Origin of the sequence: Shinella sp. NM-101, from assembly GCF_021401195.1 — a bacterium.
Lineage (GTDB): Bacteria > Pseudomonadota > Alphaproteobacteria > Rhizobiales > Rhizobiaceae > Shinella.
Genome location: NZ_JACBFT010000015.1, coordinates 15,690 through 37,482, shown reverse-complemented (window position 1 = coordinate 37,482; position 21,793 = coordinate 15,690). Strand labels below are relative to the sequence as shown.

General features: G+C 66.0%; 27 protein-coding genes. 12 read left to right on the top strand and 15 right to left on the bottom strand.

What is annotated here, in order from left to right:
- Positions 1-111: 111 nt before the first annotated feature.
- Positions 112-1,404 (bottom strand): dihydroorotase, encoded by a 1,293-nt coding sequence (locus L0976_RS22330; protein ID WP_234189337.1) that lies wholly within the window; start codon positions 1,402-1,404, stop codon positions 112-114.
- Entirely contained in the window at positions 1,401-2,342 is a 942-nt protein-coding gene (locus L0976_RS22325) for an aspartate carbamoyltransferase catalytic subunit (RefSeq protein ID WP_234189336.1), read from the bottom strand. The genes L0976_RS22330 and L0976_RS22325 overlap by 4 nt, the downstream gene beginning before the upstream one ends.
- Before the next feature lie 172 nt (positions 2,343-2,514).
- On the opposite strand from L0976_RS22325, the gene L0976_RS22320 reads away from it, so the two are divergent.
- Positions 2,515-4,161 (top strand): acyl-CoA dehydrogenase family protein, encoded by a 1,647-nt coding sequence (locus tag L0976_RS22320; RefSeq protein WP_234189335.1) that lies wholly within the window; start codon positions 2,515-2,517, stop codon positions 4,159-4,161.
- Here L0976_RS22320 and L0976_RS22315 read toward each other — a convergent pair.
- A complete protein-coding gene (locus L0976_RS22315; protein WP_203318654.1) occupies positions 4,143-5,078 on the bottom strand; it encodes an AEC family transporter in 936 nt (311 codons plus the stop codon). The two genes, L0976_RS22320 and L0976_RS22315, sit on opposite strands and share 19 nt — an antisense overlap.
- 180 nt (positions 5,079-5,258) lie before the next feature.
- On the opposite strand from L0976_RS22315, the gene L0976_RS22310 reads away from it, so the two are divergent.
- Positions 5,259-5,417 (top strand): hypothetical protein, encoded by a 159-nt coding sequence (locus L0976_RS22310; protein WP_234189334.1) that lies wholly within the window; start codon positions 5,259-5,261, stop codon positions 5,415-5,417.
- Positions 5,414-5,737: a DUF6105 family protein gene (locus L0976_RS22305; RefSeq protein ID WP_203318655.1), complete on the top strand. Its 324-nt coding sequence runs from the start codon at positions 5,414-5,416 to the stop codon at positions 5,735-5,737. Before L0976_RS22310 ends, L0976_RS22305 begins: the two co-directional genes overlap by 4 nt.
- On the opposite strand, the gene ruvX is transcribed toward L0976_RS22305, so the two are convergent.
- On the bottom strand, positions 5,686-6,168 hold the full coding sequence (ruvX, locus tag L0976_RS22300; RefSeq protein WP_234189333.1) for a Holliday junction resolvase RuvX: 483 nt from the start codon (positions 6,166-6,168) through the stop codon (positions 5,686-5,688). The two genes, L0976_RS22305 and ruvX, sit on opposite strands and share 52 nt — an antisense overlap.
- A gap of 9 nt (positions 6,169-6,177) precedes the next feature.
- Positions 6,178-6,474 carry an alkylphosphonate utilization protein gene (locus L0976_RS22295; protein WP_234189332.1) on the bottom strand — a complete coding sequence of 99 codons (297 nt, stop codon included), beginning with the start codon at positions 6,472-6,474 and terminating at the stop codon, positions 6,178-6,180.
- 113 nt (positions 6,475-6,587) lie between these two features.
- Between L0976_RS22295 and L0976_RS22290 the strand changes: the two genes are divergently transcribed.
- The 4 genes from L0976_RS22290 (at position 6,588) to L0976_RS22275 (ending at position 9,949) form a co-directional block, all read left to right on the top strand.
- On the top strand, positions 6,588-7,292 hold the full coding sequence (locus L0976_RS22290; RefSeq protein WP_234189331.1) for a metal-dependent hydrolase: 705 nt from the start codon (positions 6,588-6,590) through the stop codon (positions 7,290-7,292).
- 217 nt (positions 7,293-7,509) lie between these two features.
- Positions 7,510-7,797, top strand: a complete 288-nt coding sequence (gatC, locus tag L0976_RS22285; protein WP_203318659.1) for an Asp-tRNA(Asn)/Glu-tRNA(Gln) amidotransferase subunit GatC — start codon at positions 7,510-7,512, stop codon at positions 7,795-7,797.
- A gap of 44 nt (positions 7,798-7,841) precedes the next feature.
- Positions 7,842-9,323, top strand: a complete 1,482-nt coding sequence (gene gatA / locus L0976_RS22280; RefSeq protein WP_234189330.1) for an Asp-tRNA(Asn)/Glu-tRNA(Gln) amidotransferase subunit GatA — start codon at positions 7,842-7,844, stop codon at positions 9,321-9,323.
- Positions 9,324-9,436: 113 nt separating this feature from the next.
- Positions 9,437-9,949 carry a GNAT family N-acetyltransferase gene (locus tag L0976_RS22275; RefSeq protein WP_234189329.1) on the top strand — a complete coding sequence of 171 codons (513 nt, stop codon included), beginning with the start codon at positions 9,437-9,439 and terminating at the stop codon, positions 9,947-9,949.
- Between the two features lie 48 nt (positions 9,950-9,997).
- Here the strand turns inward: L0976_RS22275 and L0976_RS22270 are convergent, their stop codons facing one another.
- The 4 genes from L0976_RS22270 to L0976_RS22255 form a co-directional block, all read right to left on the bottom strand.
- Positions 9,998-10,258: a YjhX family toxin gene (locus L0976_RS22270; protein WP_234189328.1), complete on the bottom strand. Its 261-nt coding sequence runs from the start codon at positions 10,256-10,258 to the stop codon at positions 9,998-10,000.
- A gap of 187 nt (positions 10,259-10,445) precedes the next feature.
- Positions 10,446-11,348: an NAD(P)/FAD-dependent oxidoreductase gene (locus L0976_RS22265; protein WP_234189327.1), complete on the bottom strand. Its 903-nt coding sequence runs from the start codon at positions 11,346-11,348 to the stop codon at positions 10,446-10,448.
- Between the two features lie 84 nt (positions 11,349-11,432).
- Positions 11,433-11,876 (bottom strand): Rrf2 family transcriptional regulator, encoded by a 444-nt coding sequence (locus tag L0976_RS22260; RefSeq protein ID WP_234189326.1) that lies wholly within the window; start codon positions 11,874-11,876, stop codon positions 11,433-11,435.
- A 57-nt stretch (positions 11,877-11,933) separates the two neighbouring features.
- The gene (locus tag L0976_RS22255) at positions 11,934-12,239 is read right to left on the bottom strand and encodes a DUF1294 domain-containing protein (protein ID WP_234189325.1); all 306 of its coding nucleotides are present in this window, start codon (positions 12,237-12,239) and stop codon (positions 11,934-11,936) included.
- A gap of 129 nt (positions 12,240-12,368) precedes the next feature.
- Here L0976_RS22255 and gatB point away from each other — a divergent pair, with 129 nt between their 5' ends.
- The 4 genes from gatB to L0976_RS22235 all read left to right on the top strand — a co-directional run bounded on the left by gatB (position 12,369) and on the right by L0976_RS22235 (position 15,460).
- Entirely contained in the window at positions 12,369-13,871 is a 1,503-nt protein-coding gene (gene gatB, locus L0976_RS22250; RefSeq protein WP_234189324.1) for an Asp-tRNA(Asn)/Glu-tRNA(Gln) amidotransferase subunit GatB, read from the top strand.
- 4 nt (positions 13,872-13,875) lie between these two features.
- Positions 13,876-14,376 (top strand): GNAT family N-acetyltransferase, encoded by a 501-nt coding sequence (locus tag L0976_RS22245; protein ID WP_234189323.1) that lies wholly within the window; start codon positions 13,876-13,878, stop codon positions 14,374-14,376.
- Between the two features lie 153 nt (positions 14,377-14,529).
- Positions 14,530-14,928, top strand: coding sequence for an NADH:ubiquinone oxidoreductase subunit NDUFA12 (locus L0976_RS22240; RefSeq protein ID WP_234189322.1), 399 nt, complete (start codon positions 14,530-14,532; stop codon positions 14,926-14,928).
- A 157-nt stretch (positions 14,929-15,085) separates the two neighbouring features.
- Positions 15,086-15,460 (top strand): DUF2155 domain-containing protein, encoded by a 375-nt coding sequence (locus tag L0976_RS22235; RefSeq protein WP_370643775.1) that lies wholly within the window; start codon positions 15,086-15,088, stop codon positions 15,458-15,460.
- A gap of 220 nt (positions 15,461-15,680) precedes the next feature.
- Here the strand turns inward: L0976_RS22235 and aat are convergent, their stop codons facing one another.
- The 5 genes from aat to L0976_RS22210 all read right to left on the bottom strand — a co-directional run bounded on the left by aat (position 15,681) and on the right by L0976_RS22210 (position 19,495).
- Positions 15,681-16,295 (bottom strand): leucyl/phenylalanyl-tRNA--protein transferase, encoded by a 615-nt coding sequence (gene aat / locus L0976_RS22230; protein ID WP_234189320.1) that lies wholly within the window; start codon positions 16,293-16,295, stop codon positions 15,681-15,683.
- A gap of 14 nt (positions 16,296-16,309) precedes the next feature.
- On the bottom strand, positions 16,310-17,656 hold the full coding sequence (accC, locus tag L0976_RS22225; protein ID WP_203318671.1) for an acetyl-CoA carboxylase biotin carboxylase subunit: 1,347 nt from the start codon (positions 17,654-17,656) through the stop codon (positions 16,310-16,312).
- A 10-nt stretch (positions 17,657-17,666) separates the two neighbouring features.
- Positions 17,667-18,128 (bottom strand): acetyl-CoA carboxylase biotin carboxyl carrier protein, encoded by a 462-nt coding sequence (accB, locus tag L0976_RS22220; protein ID WP_234189319.1) that lies wholly within the window; start codon positions 18,126-18,128, stop codon positions 17,667-17,669.
- Between the two features lie 22 nt (positions 18,129-18,150).
- Entirely contained in the window at positions 18,151-18,588 is a 438-nt protein-coding gene (gene aroQ, locus L0976_RS22215; RefSeq protein ID WP_234189318.1) for a type II 3-dehydroquinate dehydratase, read from the bottom strand.
- 148 nt (positions 18,589-18,736) lie between these two features.
- A complete protein-coding gene (locus L0976_RS22210) occupies positions 18,737-19,495 on the bottom strand; it encodes a DsbA family protein (protein WP_234189317.1) in 759 nt (252 codons plus the stop codon).
- Between the two features lie 223 nt (positions 19,496-19,718).
- Here L0976_RS22210 and L0976_RS22205 point away from each other — a divergent pair, with 223 nt between their 5' ends.
- Positions 19,719-20,858, top strand: coding sequence for a pyridoxal phosphate-dependent aminotransferase (locus tag L0976_RS22205; RefSeq protein WP_234189316.1), 1,140 nt, complete (start codon positions 19,719-19,721; stop codon positions 20,856-20,858).
- A 75-nt stretch (positions 20,859-20,933) separates the two neighbouring features.
- Here L0976_RS22205 and L0976_RS22200 read toward each other — a convergent pair whose 3' ends face one another.
- Positions 20,934-21,698 carry an SDR family oxidoreductase gene (locus L0976_RS22200; protein ID WP_234189315.1) on the bottom strand — a complete coding sequence of 255 codons (765 nt, stop codon included), beginning with the start codon at positions 21,696-21,698 and terminating at the stop codon, positions 20,934-20,936.
- Positions 21,699-21,793 lie beyond the last annotated feature (95 nt).

Sequence of the window (21,793 nt, the reverse complement as noted above, 5' to 3'; positions counted from 1 at the left end):
CGGGAAACCTTGCCGCATGCCGCATCGGTCGATGGACTCGGCAGCATTTCCTCCCCTACGTCATCCTCGGGGCCCCGCCCGAGGATCCACCATCCCCCCGGCCGCGTCCCGTCAGCCGAGCGAATGCACCCGTTCGCCGGCAACATAGGTGCTAACGGCGCGCCCCGTAAAGCGGGCATCTTCGAACGGCGTGTTCTTCGAGCGCGAAACGAAGCCGTCCTTGACGGCGAGCCACGGCTCGTCCGGATCGATCAGCACGATGTCGGCACGGGCGCCCGGCGCCAGCGTGCCGGCATCGAGGCCGAAGATCTTTGCCGGGCGCGTCGAGAGCGCGTCGATGAGGCGCATCAGCGGAACCTCGCCGCTATGGTGCAGCCGAAGCGCCGCCGCAAGCATGGTTTCGAGGCCGATGGCGCCGTCCGCTGCATCCGCGAAGGGCAGGCGCTTGGTGTCGACGTCCTGCGGGTCGTGGGAGGAGACGATGATGTCGATCTCGCCCCGGGCCAGCGCATCCACCATCGCCTTGCGGTCGTCCTCGCCGCGCAGCGGCGGGGAGAGCTTGAAGAAAGTGCGGTATTCGCCGATGTCGTTCTCGTTCAGCGTCAGGTGGTTGATCGAGGCGGCGCAGGTGACGTTCGCGCCGCGCTCGCGGGCGATCTTCACGGCCTCCGCCGATTCCGGCACGGAAATCTGCGCGGCATGGTATTTCGCGCGGGTGAGGCCGGCGATGCGCAGGTCCCGTTCGAGCGGGATGAGTTCGGCCTCGCGCGGCGTGCCGGAAAGGCCGAGCCAGCTTGCCAGAAGCCCCTCGTTCATGACGCCGCCGGCGCCGAGATGCCTGTCGCGGGTCTCCAGCGAAATGACGCTGCCGAATTCGCGGGCATAGGTCATGGCGCGGCGCAGCACCTGCGCATTGTGCATCGGGTTGCGGCCATTGGTGAAGGCGACGGCGCCGGCCGCCTTGAGCAGGCCGAATTCCGTCATCTCCTCGCCGGCGAGATGCTTGGTGAGCGCGGCCGCCGCGTGGATGTTCACAACAGCCTTGTCGCGCGCCGTCTTCAGCACGAATTCGACGAGCGCGATGTCGTCGATGACGGGATCGGTGTCCGGCATCATGATGAAGGTGGTGACGCCGCCGGCCGCCGCCGCACGGGAGGCCGATTCGATGGTCTCGCGGTGCTCCGCGCCGGGCTCGCCGACGAAGACCCGGGCGTCGACGAGGCCGGGAGCGGCGATCATGCCGCGCCCGTCGACGATCCCGGCGCCTTCCGGCGCGCCCTGGTTCTGCGCGCCGCTGCCGACGGCGGCGATCCTGCCGTTCTCGATGACGATAGAGCCCGTCTCATCCAGGTCGCGGGAGGGGTCGACGATGCGGAGATTCTTGAGGACGGTCGTGCGGGTCATGCGCGGGGTCCCTGGTTTTGCGAAAGAAGAAGCGTTTCCATCACGGCCATGCGGACGGCGACGCCCATCTCGACCTGTTGCTCGATCACGCTCTGCGGCCCGTCGGCGATCTCCGAGGCGATCTCGACGCCGCGGTTCATCGGCCCGGGATGCATGACGAGCGCATCCTCCTTCGCCGCCTTCAGCTTCTCGGCATCGAGGCCGAAATAGTGGAAGTATTCGCGCACGGAGGGCACGAAGGCGCCGGACATGCGCTCGCGCTGGAGGCGCAGCATCATCACGACGTCGGCGTCCTTCAGGCCCTCTTCCATGGAGTGGTAGACCTCCGCGCCCATCTCCGCGATGCCGGAGGGCAGCAGCGTTGCCGGCGCGACGACGCGCACCCGCGCGCCCATGGCGTTGAGGAGCAGGATGTTCGAGCGGGCGACCCGCGAATGCAGCACGTCGCCGCAGATGGCGACGATGATGCGCGAGAGCTTGCCCTTGGCGCGGCGGATGGTCAGCGCGTCGAGAAGGGCCTGCGTCGGATGCTCGTGCTGGCCGTCACCGGCATTCACCACCGAGCAGGAGACCTTCTGCGCCAGCAGCGCGGCGGCGCCGGCGGAGGAGTGGCGCACCACCAGCACGTCGGGATGCATGGCGTTCAGCGTCATCGCCGTGTCGATGAGCGTCTCGCCCTTCTTCACCGAGGAATTGCCGACCGACATGTTCATTACGTCGGCGCCGAGGCGTTTGCCGGCAAGCTCGAAGGAGGATTGCGTGCGGGTGGAGGCCTCGAAGAAGAGATTGATCTGCGTCAGGCCCCGAAGGGTCGACGTCTTCTTCTCCCGCTGGCGGGAGATCTTCACGGCCTCGTCGGCGCGGTCGAGCAGGAGGGTGATTTCCTGCTCGGTCAAACCCTTGATGCCGAGAAGGTGGCGATGCGGAAAGAAGTCCATGGGGGCTCCGCCTCAACTGTCGTGGATACGCGGGGTCTATAGAGCCTCGATCCGGCCCCGGCAAGGCGGAGCGGCCACGGCTTTGCGCATTCCCACGCTTTTGTGCGCGCAACCGCGCCTGCGGCCGCAAGGCCCCGTTTCGCACCGCCCCGACTTGGGATAGAACCCGCTCATGACTCGCGACACCGAACAGAAACTTGCCGATCTCAACCAGCCGCCGCTCTGGTCGGGTATCAACGCCTATCGCTCCGATCCGCTGCTGGTCGATGCCACCGATGCCATGCCGAAGCCTTTGCGCGACGAGTTCGACGCGATCGGCCGCTACGTGACCGCGCCGGAGGCGCAGGAGCTCGCCCGCATGGCGAACGAAGGCGTGCCGCAGCTTCGCACGCACGGTCCGCGCGGCGAACGGCTCGATGTCGTGGATTTCCATCCGGCCTGGCACGCGCTGATGCGCCGCTCCATGGCGAGCGGCCTGCATTCCTCGCTCTGGGAAAACGTGCCCGACGAGCAGGGCAGGGCGCACAAGGCGCGCGCCGTGCGCTTCTACCTGACGGCGCAGCTCGAATGCGGCCATCTCTGCCCGCTGACGATGACGAGCGCCTCGGTCGCCGCGCTTTCCGCCTCGCCGCAGGTGCAGCGCGAATGGGGCCGCAAGATCCTGTCGCGCAAATACGATTCCACCAACAAACCCGCCATGCAGAAGAGCGCCGTCACCATCGGCATGGGCATGACGGAAAAGCAGGGCGGCACGGATGTGCGCGCCAACACCTCGCGCGCCGAGCGCGTCGGCGAGGGCATCTACCGGCTGACCGGCCACAAGTGGTTCATGTCCGCGCCGATGAGCGACGGCTTCGTCATGCTGGCGCAGACCCGCGAGGGCATCGGCTGCTTCCTCGTGCCGCGCCTGCTGGAGGACGGCTCCAGCAACGGCCTGCGCTTCCAGCGCCTCAAGGACAAGCTCGGTAACCGCTCGAACGCCTCCTCGGAGGTCGAGTTCTCCGAGACCTTCGGCTTCCTGCTCGGCGCGCCCGATGCCGGCATCCGCACCATCCTCGACATGGTGACGCTGACGCGGCTCGACTGCGCGCTGGCCTCTTCCGGCATCATGCGCGCCTCGCTGGCCGAGGCCGTGCACCATACCCGCGGCCGCCATGTCTTCGGCAAGCCGCTCGTCGCCCAGCCGATCATGACGCGCGTCCTTGCCGACATGGCGCTCGACGTCGCGGCCGCGACCGCGCTTTCCCTGCGCCTTGCCGAAGCTTTCGACAAGGCGCGCGACAGTGCGGAAGACGCCGCCTATGCCCGCATCATGACGCCGGTCACCAAATACTGGTGCTGCAAGATCGCGCCCGCCCTCATCTACGAGGCGATGGAATGCATCGGCGGCAGCGGCTACGTCGAAGAGCGGCCCATCGCCCGGCATTACCGCGAGGCGCCGGTCAACGCGATCTGGGAAGGCTCCGGCAACGTCATGGCGCTCGACCTGATGCGCGTGATCGGCCGCGGCAAGGATCTTTTCGAGATGCTCTTTGCCGGCCTTGCGCGCGACCTCGGCCCGGCCGGCCGCAAGACGGTGGAGGTGCTGCGCGCCTGCCTGTCGCTCTGCGAGCGCGACGAGGGCGCGGCCCGCATGCTCATCGAGCAGCTGGCGCTTGCCGCCGCCGCCGCCGAACTCTACCGCGCCGGTGCCGGCCGCATCGCCGATGCGTTCCTCGAAACGCGCCTTGCATCCGGCTGGCGCGCGACCTACGGCATGCTCGATTCCCGCTTCGATTCGACCTATATCGTCGACCTGCTCTATCCGCCGGCCAGATAGGCCGTCGTCGCCAGCACCATCGGAATGGTGAAGAAGGAGGCGATCGTCTGGAGCGTCGCGACGGCGGCGTAGAAGGGCGCGTCGCCGCCCATCTGCTTGGCCAGCACATAGCCGTTCATCGCGGTCGGCACGCTCGCGCCCATGGCGATGGTGAGAAGCTGCTCGCCGCGCATGCCGAGCGCATAGGCCGCCCCCGTCATGACCAGCGGCATGAAGAGAAGCTTCAGCACGACGGGCAGCAGGGCGAGAGGGCGGGGCCGCAGGGCATCGGCAAGCTTCAGCCCGGCCCCCACCATGATGAGGCCGAGGCTGAGCGAGGTGTCGGCGACGAACTCCACCGTCTGCATCAGCGGCGCGTAGATATGGATTCCCGACAGGTTGACGAGAACGCCGAGCACCGAGCCGATGATCATCGGGTTGGTCAGGATCTTCTGCGCGAAGGTCTTCAGGCTGCGCGTGCCGCCGCCGAACCAGACGAGAACCGCGATATTGTAGAAATTGAGGGGAATGATGATCAGCGTCGCCACGAGCGCGACGAGGGCGAGGCTGTCCGTCCCGTAGAGCTTTTCGCCGATCGCCAGCGCGATGAAGGCATTCCAGCGCGTCGACGTCTGGAAGACGGATGTATACGAAGCGCCCGAAACGCCGGCCGCGCGAAAAAGCGGCCAGGAGAGGATCAATAGCAGGGCGATGAACGTTACCGAGCCGATGGACCCGAGCGCGATCGCGCCGGCCGCGATACCCGAGAACGTCGCATTGGCGAGCGTGGTGAAGAGGAGGGAAGGAAACAGCACGAAGAAGCCGAGCTGCTCCAGTCCGGTCCACATGTCGCGGTCGATCAGCCGCCAGCGCTTGAGCAAGGCGCCCAGCACCACGAGCAGGAAGACGGGCAGGATGCTTTCGAAGATGGCAGGCATGAGACCGGATATGCAGGGAAGGGATTGCAGCTCATTTCATGCCTTGCCAAGCCTTGCAAGGCCCCGGCGCGCGGGCAGCCATGTGGAAATTAACCTTAACGAAGGGTTTGCGTTGCGGCGGGAAGGTTAACGGGCAAGAGTGGCATTTACCTGGTGTTAACCATGCAAGCGAGTACCCACATGGCCAGAACGGCCCGGATTTCGGTCATGGCGACCGTGTTTTCATGTGCGGCGGTGGATATCGTCGTGCCGATGCTCGTGCTGGTCGCGGGCGTGGCGGTCAGCGAGATGATCTTCGCGGCCGGCGATCTTCTCGCGGTGAAGAGGAGGGCGGCATGAAGTGGTTCCTGATCCTGTGGGCCGGTCCCATCGCGCTGCTCGGAAGCTGGTACGGGCTTTCCTATTACGACATGAACTTCGGCATCTTCATGCTGACGCGCGATGCGCATGACCTCGTCTTCCGCATCTACGGCCATATCCTCGGCATTCCGCCGGAGAACCTGCCGCCGCTCGTGCTGCGCGCCATCGTCTTCGACAGTTTCCTCGTGCTCGGCCTCGTCGCCTTCCGCCGCCGCCGGCAGATCGCCGCCTGGTGGCGCGCGCGCCGTCAGGCGTCGGCAGCCCTTGCCAGCGACGAGAGCCTGTCCAGCGCCCCCTGAAGGATGAAGGAAGCGGCGGCCGAATCGATCCGCTCGGCCCGCTTCTTGCGCGACACGTCCATCTCGATCAGCGTGCGCTCCGCCGCGACCGTCGACAGCCGCTCGTCCCAGAAGACGAAGGGGATGTCGGTCTTGTCGGCCATCGAGCGCACGAAGGCGCGCGTCGCCTGCACGCGCGGACCGGCGCTGCCGTCCATGTTGACAGGCAGGCCGATGACGAAGGCGGCGACCTTCTCCTTCCCGGCAAAGGCGAGCAGCACCTCGGCATCCTGCGTGAACTTCACCCGTTTCAGCACCGGCCGCGGCGTCGCCAGCCGCCGGCCGAGGTCCGAGACGGAAAGGCCGATGGTCTTGGTGCCGAGGTCGAGGCCGGCGATGGGCTGGCCGGGGCCGAGGACCGCCGCCAGTTCTTCGAGGGTGAGCGTCGCCATGAAAAGCCCTCAGCGCTTGCGGACGAATTCGGTGCGCAGCACCAGCCCCTTGATGGCGTCATGCCGGCAGTCGATCTCTTCCGGGTTGTCGGTGAGGCGGATCGACTTGATGACGGTGCCCTGTTTCAGCGTCTGGCCGGCACCCTTCACCTTCAGGTCCTTGATCAGCACGACCGAATCGCCGTCCGCAAGCACATTGCCGCTGGCGTCGTGCACCACGCTCGTGGTGGCCTTTTCGGCTGCGATCTCGGAGGCCGGACGCCATTCTCCGGTGGCTTCGTCATAGATGTAGTCGTCGTCGCTCATGGCGGGGTTCCTTTCATTATGGTGTAAGCCACGCTTATAACGTTCGCGCTGCGGATGGAAACGGCCTTCGCGGTTTCTATATTGCCGGCAGGCAATCAATCGGGAGAACATGCATGAAAATCACCTGGCTCGGCCACTCCGCCTTTCGCATCGAGACGGCGAAGGCCAGAATCCTCATCGATCCGTTCTTCACCGGCAATCCCGCCTTCGACGAATCGACCCGCAAGGACGCCGTCGCAGGCCTCACCCATGTCCTCTTGACCCACGGCCACGGCGACCACGTCGGCGATACGATCGGGATCGCCAGGGAAACCGGCGCGACGGTTCTCGCCAATGCGGACCTAGCCGCCTGGCTCGGCGCGAAGGGCGTGGAGAAGGTCGACATGGGAAACACCGGCGGCACCGTGCATTTCGACGGCTTCTCGACCACCTTCGTCAATGCGCTCCATTCCTCCGCGCAGATCACCGAGGACGGCGTTTCCCATTCGCTCGGCAATGCCAACGGCCTCGTCCTCCATTTCGAGGACGAACCGACGCTCTATCACATGGGCGACACCGACATCTTCTCCGACATGGCGCTGGTCAATGAACTGCACCAGCCGGAAATCGGCCTGGTGCCGATCGGCGACCGCTTCACCATGGGCGGTGCCGTGGCGGCGCTCGCCTGCCAGCGCTTCTTCAAGTTCGACACCGTCCTTCCCTGCCACTACGGCTCCTTCGGCATCATCGACCAGACGGCCGACCTCTTCGTGCAGGCGATGGACGGCGCGTCGGCGAAGATCGAGGTGCCGAAGGTCGGCGGTTCGGTCTCGCGGTAAGACCCCTCCCAACCCCTCCCCACAAGGGGGAGGGACTTAACGGGCCGCGCCCTCTGCATTCCATTTCGAACGATGAGCAAGCCTCCTTCTTCTCCCCCCTTGTGGGGGAGATGCCGGCAGGCGGAGGGGGGCTTGTCGGAGATTGACCGCATTCCCCGTTGCGCCCCTTGGGCTTGGTCAGTATAGCGGGGAGGAAATTTCCTGTCGGAGACCACCCATGTCCGTAGATCTAGCCACCGTGAAGCGCGTCGCGCGCCTTGCCCGCATCGCCGTCAGCGAGGAAGAGGCAAGCCGCATGATGGGCGAGCTGAACGGCATCCTCGGCTTCGTCGAGCAGCTTTCCGAGGTTGACGTCGAGGGCGTCGAGCCGATGACGTCAGTCACGCCCATGGAGATGCGCAAGCGCGAAGACGTCGTCAACGACGGCAACAAGGCGGACGATATCGTCGCCAATGCCCCGGCGTCCGACCGCAACTTCTTCCAGGTGCCCAAGGTCGTCGAATAGCGCCCTTCGCCGCCAGAGCCGTCCGCTTCCGAAAGTAGTCCTCCATGACCGAACTCACCCGCCTCACCATTGCCGAAGCCCGCGAAAAGCTCGGCGCCAAGGAGATCACCGCCGTCGAGCTGACGGACGCCTATCTCGGCGCGATCGAGGCCGCGAACGGCGCGCTCAACGCCTATGTCACGGTCACGCCGGAAAAGGCGCGCGAGATGGCGAAGGCCTCCGACGCCCGCATCGCCGAAGGCAAGGCGGGTGCGCTGGAAGGTATCCCCCTCGGCATCAAGGACCTCTTCGCGACCGAAGGCGTGCACACGCAGGCCTGCAGCCACATCCTCGACGGCTTCAAGCCGAAATACGAATCGACCGTCACGCAGAACCTGTGGAACGACGGCGCCGTCATGCTCGGCAAGCTGAACATGGACGAGTTCGCCATGGGCTCCTCCAACGAGTCCTCCTATTACGGCCCGGTGAAGAACCCGTGGCGCGCGGCCGGCTCCAATGCCGATCTCGTGCCGGGCGGCTCCTCGGGCGGTTCGGCCGCCGCCGTCGCCGCGTTCCTGTGCGCCGGCGCGACCGCGACGGACACCGGCGGCTCGATCCGCCAGCCCGCCGCCTTCACCGGCACGGTCGGCATCAAGCCGACCTATGGCCGCTGCTCGCGCTGGGGCATCGTCGCCTTCGCCTCCTCGCTCGACCAGGCAGGCCCCATCGCCCGCGATGTCCGCGACGCGGCGATCCTCCTCAAATCCATGGCCAGCGTCGACGCCAAGGACACGACCTCGGTCGACCTGCCGGTGCCGGATTACGAGGCCTCGCTCGGCCAGTCGCTGAAGGGCATGCGCATCGGCATTCCGCGCGAATACCGCGTCGACGGCATGCCTGAAGAGATCGAGGCGCTCTGGCAGCAGGGCATCGCCTGGCTGAAGGATGCCGGCGCCGATGTTATCGACATCTCCCTGCCGCACACCAAATACGCCCTGCCGGCCTATTATATCGTCGCCCCGGCGGAAGCTTCCTCGAACCTCGCCCGCTACGACGGCGTGCGCTACGGCCTGCGCGTCGACGGCAAGGATATCGTCGACATGTACGAGAAGACCCGCGCGGCCGGCTTCGGCACCGAGGTCAAGCGCCGCATCATGATCGGCACCTATGTGCTGTCGGCCGGCTACTACGACGCCTATTACCTGCAGGCCCAGAAGGTGCGCACGCTGATCAAGCGCGACTTCGAGCTGGCCTTCAACGCCGGCGTCGACGCCATCCTGACGCCCGCCACCCCGTCGTCGGCCTTCGGCATCGCCGACGAGGACCTCGCCTCCGATCCGGTGAAGATGTATCTCAACGACATCTTCACGGTGACGGTGAACATGGCCGGCCTGCCGGGCCTGTCCGTTCCCGCCGGCCTCGATCACAAGGGCCTGCCGCTCGGCCTCCAGCTCATCGGCAAGCCCTTCGAGGAGGAAACCCTCTTCAGGACGGCCCATGTCATCGAGAAGGCCGCCGGCCGCTTTGCGCCGACGTGCTGGTGGTAAGGGGGCGTCCGGCCCCTTATCGGCTTCCGCCGCTTCATCATCTCCGTGGATAGCGGCCGGCGTCTCTCGCCAATCGCGCCGCGCGGTGCTTTGATGGCGGCGGAGAGAGCCGCATGATCACAGTTCGCAATGCCCTGGAGGAAGATGTACCGGCGCTGATCGACATCGGCGTCAGGGCCTGGGAACAGGCCGTCATCGGCGTGGCCGACCTTCAGGTGCGGCGCGATCATGCCCGCAATGCCTTCCAGCAGTTCCTTGCCGCCCATTGGCTGCGCGCCAGCGTCGCCGAATTCGGCGGCGTCCTTGCGGGCTGGGCCTCGCGCGAGGCGCTGGACGACGAGATCACCGATCTCTGGATCGATCCACCGCAGCAGAGGAAGGGGCTCGGCTCCGCCCTGCTTGCCGCCATGGAAAACGAGATCGTCGCGGCCGGATTGGAGGCCGCGCGCCTCCAGACGCATGCGCGCAACACCGCCGCCGTCGGCTTCTTCCAAAAGCACGGCTATTCGGTGAGCTGGCTGTCGGTGGATTATTCGCCGCGGCTCGACCGCAACGTCGAATCCATCGGCCTGCGCCGGCAGCTCGTTGCGGACGAGCCGATCAGCTACGGGCCGGGCGGTTTTTGAGGGAGGCGGGCCTTCGCCGCGCCTCCCGTCGAATCACTGCCCGTCGAATCACTGGTTGTCGAGCTGCGCGCGCACCAGTTCCAGGCCCCGCTGCGTGATGCGGTAGGGCCTGCCGCCGGAAGACGCGATGCAGCGCCGGCGTTTCAGCTTGCGGAAGAGTTCGAGGTCGAGGCCGCCCGCCCGCCAGCCGTCCCGCGTGATGCAGGCGACCGTCACGATCTTCCTGTTGTCGTCGTCTTTTTCGATATCGATCCTGCCGCCCTGGGCGAGCAGATGGAGGATGCGCTGTTCGGCGCGTGAAATGTCCATTGTCCTGAGAATCCGTCCGGCGTTCGAATGAACGCGAAAAAACGTTCCGCCACCGAAGGGTGGCAGGGCTCGTCGTTTTTCCGACCCTGCGCGCAAGCTTTCGCGGGCAGGGTCCTCAGCGGGCCTCAGAGCTAGACATCAAAACTCCATTGCGGATGCCCCGAAATAGCCGGGGCATCCATAAAGGTCAATGCGCGGGCCAGATCAGCGAATGGTGCAGGAAGACGCCGGTCTTCACGCCATTGGCCGAGGCGAGCGAGATATTGGCGGCGCCGAGCGCGATGTCGCCGGCGGCATAGAGGCCGGGCAGGGAGGTCTGGCCGGTATCGTCGGTTTCGAGGATGCTGCCGACGGGCGTCTCCTTCAGCTTCAAGCCGCGGTCGGCCGGAATGGCGCTGCGCACCCGCGCCTCCGGCATGACGAACAGCGCCTTGACCAGCGTCGGAATGCCGGGGCCGGTCTCGACGGCGAGCATGCCGTCAGGCCCATCCGAAATGGCCGTGACGCGGCCCGGCCGCAGCTTCACATCGCGCGCGGCGAGAACGGCAAGGGCCTCCTCGTCCGGCTCCGGCGCCTGATTGGTGAAGAGCGTGACATTGCCCCAGTCGGCGACCACCGCCGCAAAGCGCGCGGCCTCCGCCGTGCGCGCGAGCACCCCGACCGGCCCGCCGCCCACTTCATAGCCATGGCAATAGGGGCAATGCAGCACCGTCTTGCCCCAGCGCTCCGCAAGGCCCGGGATGGCGGGCAGCCGATCCTCGAAACCCGTCGCGAGCAGCACGCGCCGCGCCGCGATCCGCCCGCCGTCGCCGGTGACCACGGAGAAGGCGTCCCTTTCCCCTTCCAGCCGCTCGGCCGGCGCGTCGCGGAAGGTCACGGTCTCGTAGGCGGCAAGCTGGCGGCGGGCATCGGCGAGAATCTCGCCGCCCGGCCTTCCGTCCTGCGCGAGGAAGCCGTGCGAATGGGCCGCGAAGCGGTTGCGCGGCTCGCCGGTGTCGATGATGGTGATGCGGCGGCGGGCACGGGCGAGCTGCATGGCTGCGGAAAGGCCGGCAAAGCCCCCGCCGATGATGATGGCATCTTCGGTCATGGTTCATCCTTTCTATGGAGCGAGCGGCACCGTTCGGCCGGCCGGTGCCGCCCGCTCGATGCAGGTCTTGGGAATTGGTTGCCTTCAGCCGGTATCGGCCCGGCAGTGTTTCGCCGCCACCCGGAAATCGGCCGCGAGGTCGGCCAGCGTCGTGCCGGCGAAGCGCGCCATCAGGATCGCCTCGGCATCCTTCAGCGCGTCGCCGATCACCCGGTTGACGGATTGCTCGACCACGCAGCCCGGCATTTCCGTCGCCGGGCCGATCTGGAAGAGGATCGGCTCGCCGAGCGCATTGTAGATGTCGAGCAGCGAGATTTCGGCGAGCGGCCGGGCGAAATGCCAGCCGCCGCCATGGCCACGGCCGGATTGCACGATGTCGGCCTCGCGCAGCCCGGCCATGGTGCGCCGGACGACGACGGCATTGGTGTCGAGGCAGAGCGCGAGATCGTCCGAGGTCATCGGCTCCTCGCGCTCGGCCATGTGCATGAGTGCATGGAGCACGGCGGAAAGGCGGCTGTTTCTTTTCATGTAACAATAATAGTTACGAATCCTGCCGCATGTCAACACATGCCGGCAGGAGGCCGCTCAGCCGGCACGCAGCATATCGAGGAGGGCAGGGCCGAAGATCAGCGCCGCCGGCACGAGCGCCACATGCAGCACGAGGATCGCCATGAGCTGCGTGCGGAACGGCTCCTTGCGCGTCTTGTGCCGCAGCAGCCGTTGGGCGGCGACGGCGCCGAGACTGCCGCCGAGGAAGGCGAACTGCAGCAGCCGCGCTTCGGAAACGCGCCAGGTGCCATCGCGCGCCGCTTCCTTGTCCCACCAGTAGAGGCAGAACGTGATGACGTTGAAGAGAAGGAAGATGACGAAAAGCGTTGTTGTCGTGCCCATGGCATGCTTTTAGCCGATCATCCTTGCGGCTTGGCTAACGAGGGTGGACGGCACCCGCTGAAAACCTTGCGCCGCCTGCCCATATGTTCTACCGAGACAGCACCGAAGACACCACAAAAAGAGCCTGCAATGACCCTCGTCGACGTCCGCACCCCCGATCCGAAACGCTTGATCCCCGGCGCCACCGGCGACTGGGAAGTCATCATCGGCATGGAGGTGCACGCGCAGGTCCTTTCCAATTCCAAGCTCTTCTCCGGCGCATCGACCGAATTCGGCAAGGCGCCGAACGCCAACGTCTCGCTGGTCGACGCGGCCATGCCGGGCATGCTGCCGGTCATCAACATCGAATGCGTCAGGCAGGCGGTGCGCACGGGCCTCGGCCTGAAGGCGCAGATCAACCACCGCTCGATCTTCGACCGCAAGAACTACTTCTATCCGGACCTGCCGCAGGGCTACCAGATCTCGCAGTTCAAGGATCCGATCGTCGGCGAGGGCAAGATCACCATCTCGCTCGGCCCGGACCGCCAGGGCAATTTCGAGGATATCGAGATCGGCATCGAGCGCCTGCATCTGGAGCAGGACGCCGGCAAGTCGATGCACGACCAGCATCCGACCATGTCCTATGTCGACCTCAACCGCTCGGGCGTCGCGCTGATGGAGATCGTCTCCAAGCCGGACATGCGCTCCTCGGACGAGGCCAAGGCCTATATGACGAAGCTGCGCTCCATCGTGCGCTATCTCGGCACCTGCGACGGCAACATGGACGAAGGCTCGATGCGCGCCGACGTCAACGTGTCCGTGCGCCGCCCGGGCGAGCCCTTCGGCACGCGCTGCGAGATCAAGAACGTCAACTCCATCCGCTTCATCGGCCAGGCCATCGAATATGAGGCCCGCCGCCAGATCGGCATCCTGGAGGACGGCGGCAGTATCGACCAGGAAACCCGCCTCTTCGATCCCGGCAAGGGCGAGACGCGCTCCATGCGCTCGAAGGAAGACGCGCACGACTACCGCTATTTCCCCGACCCGGACCTCCTGCCGCTGGAATTCGACAACGAATTCGTCGGTGCGCTGCTCGCCGACCTGCCGGAACTGCCGGACGACAAGAAGATCCGTTTCGTCAAGGATCTCGGCCTTTCCGTCTACGATGCCTCGGTGCTCGTCTCGGAAAAGGCGATCGCCGACTATTACGAGGCCGTGGCCGCCGGCCGCGACGGCAAGATCGCCGCGAACTGGGTCATCAACGACTTGCTGGGCGCCTTGAACAAGGACGGCAAAGCCATTGAAGAGACTCCGGTTTCGCCCGCCCAGCTCGGCGGCATCATCGATCTCATCAAGGACGGCACCATCTCCGGCAAGATCGCCAAGGACCTCTTCGAGATCGTCTGGAACGAGGGCGGCAACCCGGCCGAGATCGTCGAGGCGCGCGGCCTCAAGCAGGTGACCGATACCGGCGCCATCGAGAAGGCCGTGGACGAGATCATCGCCGCGAACCCCGACCAGGTCGAGAAGGTCAAGGCGAAGCCGACACTCGCCGGCTGGTTCGTCGGCCAGGTCATGAAGGCAACGGGCGGCAAGGCCAACCCGCAGGCCGTCCAGGCCCTCGTCAAGGCCAAGCTCGGCATCGAGGAGTAACCCGGTGTTTTTTGTCCGCACGGCCACCGAACGCGATCTGGCCAAGGTCAGCACGCTTCTGGCCGAGACGTGGCACGCGACCTATGACGCGCTCTACGGCGCCGAGAAGGTCAGCGAGATCACCGCGCGCTGGCATTCCGTGCCGGCGCTGAAGGCCCGGCTGGAGCGCAAGGACAGCGAATTCGTCGTCGCCGACGACGGCAGGGAACTGGCCGGCATGGGCTATGTCGCCATGTCGAAGGACCGGCCGAAGGCGGCGCTCCTGCACCAGCTCTACGTGCTGCCGCGCTACCAGCGCCAGGGCATCGGCCGCGACATGTTCGCCGAGCTCGAGACCTGCTTTCCCGATGCCGATGCCATGCTGCTGGAGGTCGATCCGCGCAACGACGCGGCCGTCGCCTTCTATCTCGCGCACGGTTTCGTCAAGGTCGGGGATGCGAAGCATACGGCGGATGACGTCTCGGGCGTGCCGCTTCACGTCTACGAGAAGCCGCTTCACGCCTGACCGCGGCGAAAAGCCGTGTGCGAAGGCGCGGGAATCGCTGGACATTCCGGCGCTGCCGCGCCATAAGCGGAAGAAAATATCACCCGCGGCATGCGGGCAAACCAACAGTCTCGGGCCACGCTTCCCGCATGGCCCTGCCAAGGACGCCGGCCCATGAACCTTCTCAAGCAGATTTTCACCTGGTGGAACGGTCAGACGATCGGCACCCGCTTTCACACTTGGCGCTTCGGCACCAAGGTGGGCGAGGACGAGCTCGGCAACGTCTACTACCAGGGCGGCGCGAAGGATTCCGAGGGCCGCACGCGCCGCTGGGTGATCTACAACGGTTATGCCGACGCCTCGGCGATCCCGCCCGGCTGGCACGGCTGGATGCACCACCGCACCGATGTCTCGCCGGCCGACGAGGAATATCGCGCGCGCGAATGGCAGAAGCCGCACCGCCCGAACCCGACCGGCACGTCCCAGGCCTACCGTCCGCCGGGCTCGATTGCCGCTGCCGGCGAGCGTCCGCGCGTGACGGGCGACTACGACGCCTGGACGCCGGGCAACTGATACCGATTTGGCCACATTTCGCCGGTAGCCCGAAGCGCCCGGCGAAGGCCGGTTCGGATTGCAGGAGACGGCTTCGATGAAATCTCGGTTCTCACGGAAAAGCGCCGCAGGGCGGTTCCTCCCGGTCGCGCTTGCAGCGGCGGCCGCTGGCCTCGCCATGGCGCCCGTCGCGGCCAAGGCGGCGCGCATCGAAAACCCTGTCGCCGTCTTCTCCGGCATCGACAAGATCACCGGCCGCATCACCAGCTTCGACGTCTATATCGGCGAGACCGTGCAGTTCGGCGCGCTCCAGGTGACGCCGAAGGTCTGCTACAGCCGCGACGATACGGAAGCGCAGAGCATCACCTCTTTCGTCGAGGTCGACGAGATCACCCTCGACCGCAAGATCCGCCGCATCTTCACCGGCTGGATGTTCGCCGACAGCCCCGGCCTCAACGCCGTGGAGCACCCCGTCTATGACGTCTGGCTCACCGAGTGCAAGACGAAGTCGGACGTCCCGCCGCCGGAAGACGGCGAGGCGAAGGCGCAGTAAGGCGTTCTTTCTCGAAGATTGCATTTGCCGCCGTGGATCCTCCGGTCAGGCCAGAGGATGACGGAGGGCAGGAGAGGGGTTCCACCTCTCTGACGGCGCGACATGTCGAGCGGTTGCTTCGACGGTGCGGCATATCGAAGAGTTGCTTTGGATACGAACTCTTCTTCCTGCGTCATCCTCGGGCTTGGCCCGGGAATCCACCTACGCCGCCGTCCCCGGCCTAAAACGGCAGGTGCGGCGAGGCCAGCGCGTTCGCCAGCATGTCCTCATACTCGATCTTCGGCACGTCGATCGCTCCGAAAGACTTCAGGTGCTCGGTGGTGAACTGCGTATCGAGCAGGCGGAAGCCGCGCTCGCGCAGGCGTTCCACAAGGGCGACCAGACAGATCTTCGAGGCATCCGCGCGACGCGAGAACATGCTTTCGCCGAAGAAGGCGGCGCCGAGCGAGACGCCGTAGAGGCCGCCGACGAGCTGGTCGCCCTCCCAGGCCTCGACGGAATGGGCGTGGCCCATGCGGTGCAGGGTGCCGTAGAGCGACTTGATCTTCGCGTTGATCCATGTCGACGGCCGGTCCGGCGCGGCCTCGGCGCAGGATTTGACCACCGCGTCGAAAGCGGTATCGAAACGGATGTCGAAGGGGGCCTTGCGGATCGTCTTGGCGAGGCTGCGCGAGACGTGGAATTCATCGAGCGGGATGACGCCCCGAAGCTCCGGCTCGACCCAGAAGAGCTCCGGGTCATCGGCCGAATCGGCCATCGGGAAGAGCCCGATGGAATAGGCGCGCAGGAGCAGTTCCGGGGTGATCTCCGGGTGCTTTCTGCGACGCCCTGCCATCAGCGCGACGCCCCTCAGGCGTCGGTCTTGCTGGCCAGGTAGTCTTCCAGCCAGTGGATGTCGTAATCGCCGTTGGCGATGTCCTGGTTGCCGATCAGGTCCTGGAAGAGCGGCAGCGTCGTCTTGATGCCGTCGATGACGAACTCGTCCAGCACGCGGCGCAGGCGCATCATGCATTCGACGCGGGTGCGCCCGTGCACGATGAGCTTGCCGATCAGGCTGTCGTAATAGGGCGGGATGCGGTAGCCCTGATAGGCGCCCGAATCGACGCGAACGCCGAGGCCGCCCGGCGCATGGAAATGCGTGATCGTTCCCGGCGAGGGAACGAAGGTGCGCGGGTCCTCGGCATTGATGCGGCACTCGATGGCGTGGCCGGAAAAGACGATGTCTTCCTGGCGGACCGACAGGCCTGCGCCGGAAGCGACGCGGATCTGCTCGTGCACGAGGTCGATCCCGGTGATCGCCTCGGTGATCGGATGCTCCACCTGGAGGCGGGTGTTCATCTCGATGAAATAGAACTCGCCGTTCTCGTAGAGGAACTCGACCGTGCCGGCGCCGCGGTACTTCAGCTTCTTCATGGCGTCGGCGCAGATCTGGCCGATCTTCATGCGCTGCTCGACATTGAGGGCGGGGGAATTGGCTTCTTCCCAGACCTTCTGGTGGCGGCGCTGCAGGGAGCAGTCGCGCTCGCCGAGATGCACCGCGTTGCCCATGCCGTCGCCGACGACCTGGATTTCGATGTGGCGCGGCTTGCCGAGGTACTTTTCCATGTAGACGGCGTCGTTGCCGAAGGCGGCGAGCGCCTCGGAACGGGCGGTCGAGACCGCCTCATCGAGGTCCGCCTCGGTCTTGGCGACCTTCATGCCGCGGCCGCCGCCGCCGGCGGTGGCCTTGATGAGCACGGGAAAGCCGATCTTGCGGGCGACGTCCAGCGCGTTCTCCGGCTTCACCTCGCCCTCGGAGCCCGGAACGACGGGAATGCCGAGTTCCTGCGCGGTCTGCTTGGCGGTGATCTTGTCGCCCATGATGCGGATATGTTCCGCCGTCGGGCCGATGAAGGTGATGCCGTGCGCGTCGAGGATCTCCGCGAACTTGGCGTTTTCCGACAGGAAGCCGTAGCCCGGATGCACGGCGTCGGCGCCGGTGATCTCGCAGGCGGCGACGATCTGGTGGATGTTCAGGTAGCTTTCGCGCGACGGCGGCGGGCCGATGCACACGCTCTCGTCGGCAAGGCGCACATGCATGGCGTCGGCGTCGGCCGTCGAATGCACGGCGACCGTGGCGATGCCGAGCTCCTTGCAGGCCCGGAGGACCCGGAGGGCGATTTCGCCGCGGTTGGCGATGAGGACTTTGGAGATCATGGGATCCGCCTTATTCGATGACGATCAGCGGTTCGCCATATTCGACCGGGCTTGCATCCGAGACGAGGATTTCGGTGACCTTGCCCGAACGCGGTGCCGGAATCTGGTTCATCGTCTTCATGGCTTCGATGATGAGGATGGTCTGGCCTTCCTTGACGGTTGCGCCGACTTCCACGAAGGGACGAGAGCCCGGCGCCGGCGAAAGATAGGCGGTGCCCACCATCGGCGCCGTCACGGCGTTCTTGTTGTTGCGGGCGTCGGCGACGGGAGCGGCAGCGGCGGGCGCGGCGCTGGCGGCGGCGACTGTGGGCGCGGCGATCGGCGCCTGGACATATTGCGGCGTGCCGGCGCGCGAGACGCGGATGCGCAGGTCGTCCTGCTCCACTTCGATCTCGGTGAGGTCCGTCTCGTTGAGGATGTTGGCGAGATCGCGGATCAGAACCTGATCGATGCCGTGTTTCTTTTCAGCCATGGAAGTGAGCCTCTGGTTCTTTTTATTTCGTGATGGATGACAGCGCATGGAGCGCGAGGACATAGCTATATGCGCCGAAACCGCAGATGACGCCCTTCACGGCGGGCGCGATCATCGACGTGTGGCGGAATTCCTCGCGGGCATGCACGTTGGAAAGGTGCAGTTCGACGACCGGGATGTTCACGGCGCGGATGGCGTCGTGCAGCGCGATCGAGGTGTGGGTATAGGCACCGGCGTTGATGGCGATGCCGGCGGCGACATCGCCGGCCTCGTGGATCCAGTCGACCAGATCGCCCTCGTGGTTGGATTGGCGGAAATCGACGGCAAAGCCCAGCGTCTCGCCCTCGGCCTCGCAGAGCGCTTCGATGTCGGCGAGCGTCTGGCCGCCATAGATGCCGGGCTCGCGCTTGCCGAGTGCGTTCAGGTTGGGGCCGTTGAGCACGAAAAGGGGTAGAGCCATTCGCAATTCCGCATGCTGGATAGAGATTTACCTATAGACCGGCGGTTTCCGCAGGGAAAGCCCCAAGGGCAGGGGCTTCCCGGTCGAAAGGGGCATGTCCACAAGCCAAAGGCTCAACACGGCCAGCATGGCGAGAAGATGGCGGTTCTCAGCAGGTCGCCTTGCCGCAGGAGCGCACGTTGGCGATCTTCTCGCGAAGGTCGTCCGCGCCGACCGCGCCGAAGACCATTTCCTGGCCGAGCACGTAGGACGGGGTGCCGGTGATGCCGAGGTCGTTGGCCAGCGAATAGGCCTCGCGCACGGCGTCGTCATGCGGCTTTTCCGTCATGGTCTTGCGGATGTCCGCCTCGGAAACGCCAAGGCCGGAGGCGACGGCGATGGCGCTTTCCTCCGTGGCGCGGCCTTCGGCGCCGAGCAGCGCGCGGTGGAACTCGCCGTATTTTTCCGGCGCCAGGTCACGGAACGCGGCGCTCACCTTGTGGGCGGCAAGCGAATCGGGGCCGAGGATCGGCAGTTCCTTGAGGACGAAGCGGACGTTCTTGTCGTCCTTCAGGATCTCGTCCATGTCGGAGAGCGCGCGCTTGCAGTAGCCGCAATTGTAGTCGAAGAACTCGACGATGGTGACGTCGCCCTTGGGATTGCCGAGCGCGATGTCGTAGGGCGAGGTGAAGATCGTCTTCTCGTTGTCGGTGATGGCCGACTGGGCCTTGGCCTGCTGCTGTTCTTCCTGCTTCTTCTGCAGGGCTTCCTGCACCTCGATCAGGATTTCCGGATTCTCGACGAGGTATTCCTTGATATACGCGCCGATTTCCTTCTTCTGCGCGTCGTCGAGGGCAAGGGCAGGAAGGGGGGCTGCGACCGTGATGGCAAGGGCGATGGCGGCCGCGAGCTTCGTCTTGAATGTCATGTCTGTTCTGTCCTGTCCTCGTCCGTTATGCGGGGGAGAAGTGCCATTTGCGGCACCCGCGCGTCAATGCGCGCGAAACGCTTTCAACGACCTTATGGCTCGCCGGGTGCAAACGATAGGGCAAAAGCGGCGGATTTTCGGCCCTCGCGGGATTGTGAATGCCGGCATCTTGCGGCAGGAAGGCGGCATCCCAGGAACCGGCCAGGAACCGAAAGGCAAGCCCATGAAACTCTCCCGCCGCGGCGCCGTCGAACCCTTTCACGCCATGGACGTGCTGGCCGAGGCGACCAGGCGCCGTGCGAGCGGCCGCCCGGTGATCTCCATGGCCGTCGGCCAGCCGGTGCACCCGGCGCCCGAGGCCGCGCGCGCGGCGGCGCGCCGGGCGCTCGACATCGGCCGCATCGGCTATACCGACGCGCTCGGCCTCCTTTCGCTTCGCACCGCCATTTCGGATTTCTACGAGGCCCGCCACGGCGTTTCGGTCGATCCCGGCCGCATCGCCATCACCACGGGCTCGTCCGCCGGCTTCAACCTTGCCTTCCTCGCGCTGTTCGACGCCGGCGACCGCGTCGCCATCGCGCGTCCCGGCTATCCTGCCTACCGCAACATCCTCGCCGCGCTCGGCATCGAGACGGTGGAGATCGAGGTGAATGCGGAAAACGGCTTCACGCTGACGCCCGAGGCGCTGGCGGCGGCGGGACGCATCGACGGCGTGCTGCTGGCAAGCCCGGCCAACCCGACCGGCACCGTGACGGGCCGGGCGAACCTTGCGGCGCTCTCGGCCTATTGCCGGGATAATGGCATCGCCTTCATCTCGGACGAGATCTATCACGGCCTCACCTTCGTCGGCGAGGAGGCGACGGCGCTGGAATTCGGCGAGGAGGCGGTGATCATCAACTCCTTCTCCAAATACTATTGCATGACCGGCTGGCGGATCGGCTGGATGGTGCTGCCGGAAACGCTGGTGCGCCCGGTCGAGCGCATCGCCCAGAGCCTCTACATCTCCGCGCCGGAACTCTCGCAGATTGCCGCCGAAGCGGCCCTCGGCGCCGAGGCGGAACTGAACGTCTATCGCGACGCCTATCGCGTGAACCGCGATTTCCTGGTGAAGCGCCTGCCGGAACTCGGCTTCTCCATCGCCTCGCCGATGGACGGCGCCTTCTACGCCTATGTCGATGTCGGCCGCTTCACCAATGACAGCATGGCGTTTGCCCGCCGCATGCTGGCAGAGACGGATGTGGCCGCGACGCCCGGCATCGATTTCGATCCGCGCGACGGCCATCACACCATGCGCTTTTCCTATGCCGGCTCCTTCGAGGAGATGAGCGAGGCGGTCGACCGCCTCGCGCGCTGGCTCGCCTGAGGCCGGAAAGCGATTCCGCTTCAGCGGCTTGCGGCCGGAAGCGGAATCGATTCTTCAGGCATGTGATTCACTTTCTCAGGCCCGGTTGATCGAGACGCCGCCGTCGACGAGCATCGCCGTGCCGGTCGTGAAGCTGGAGGCCGGCGAGCAGAGGAACAGCGCGGCCTGTGCGATCTCCTCGGGCTCGGCGATGCGCTTGAAGGCGTTGAGGCCCGCGACGAACTGCAAGGCCTCCGGCGTATTTGCGACGTGGCGGCCCATCGGCGTATCCGTTGCGCCGGGCAGCAGCGCATTGACGCGAATGCCCCTCGCGCCGTATTCGCAGGCCAGCACCTGCACGAGCCCGACGAGGCCGGATTTCGACGCCGCATAGGCGGCAAGCCCCGGAAAGCCGGCCGTGTAGCCGACGAAGGTCGACGTGAAGACGATGCTGCCGCCGCCGCGCGCCTCCATGGCGGGGAGCTGGTACTTCGCGGCAAGGAAGCCGCTTGTCAGGTTGACGGCGAGCACGCTTTGCCACGCCGCCATGGAAAGCTCGGGGAGGGCGCCGACCGGCCCGGTGGTGCCGGCATTGTTGAAGGCGATGTCGAGGCCGCCGAATTCCGCCTGCGCGGCATCGACCAGCGCCGTATGATGCGCCTCCTCGCTGACGTTGCCCGGGACGGCCAGGGCCGCCCCGCCGGCCGCGCGGATCTCCTCGGCGACCGCCTCCAGCCGGTCGCGCCCGCGTGCCGAAAGCACGACGCTGGCCCCCTGCCGGGCGAAGAGCAGCGCGGCGGCGCGGCCGATGCCGGAACTTGCGCCGGTGATGATGGCGACCTTGGTATCGAGGCGTGTCATTGGTGGCTCCCTGCTGGTTTCTGACGACCGCGGGTGTCGCAGAAGGCCAGGGACGCAGCCACCCGATTCCGGCGCGCACGAAAAAGGCCCGGCGA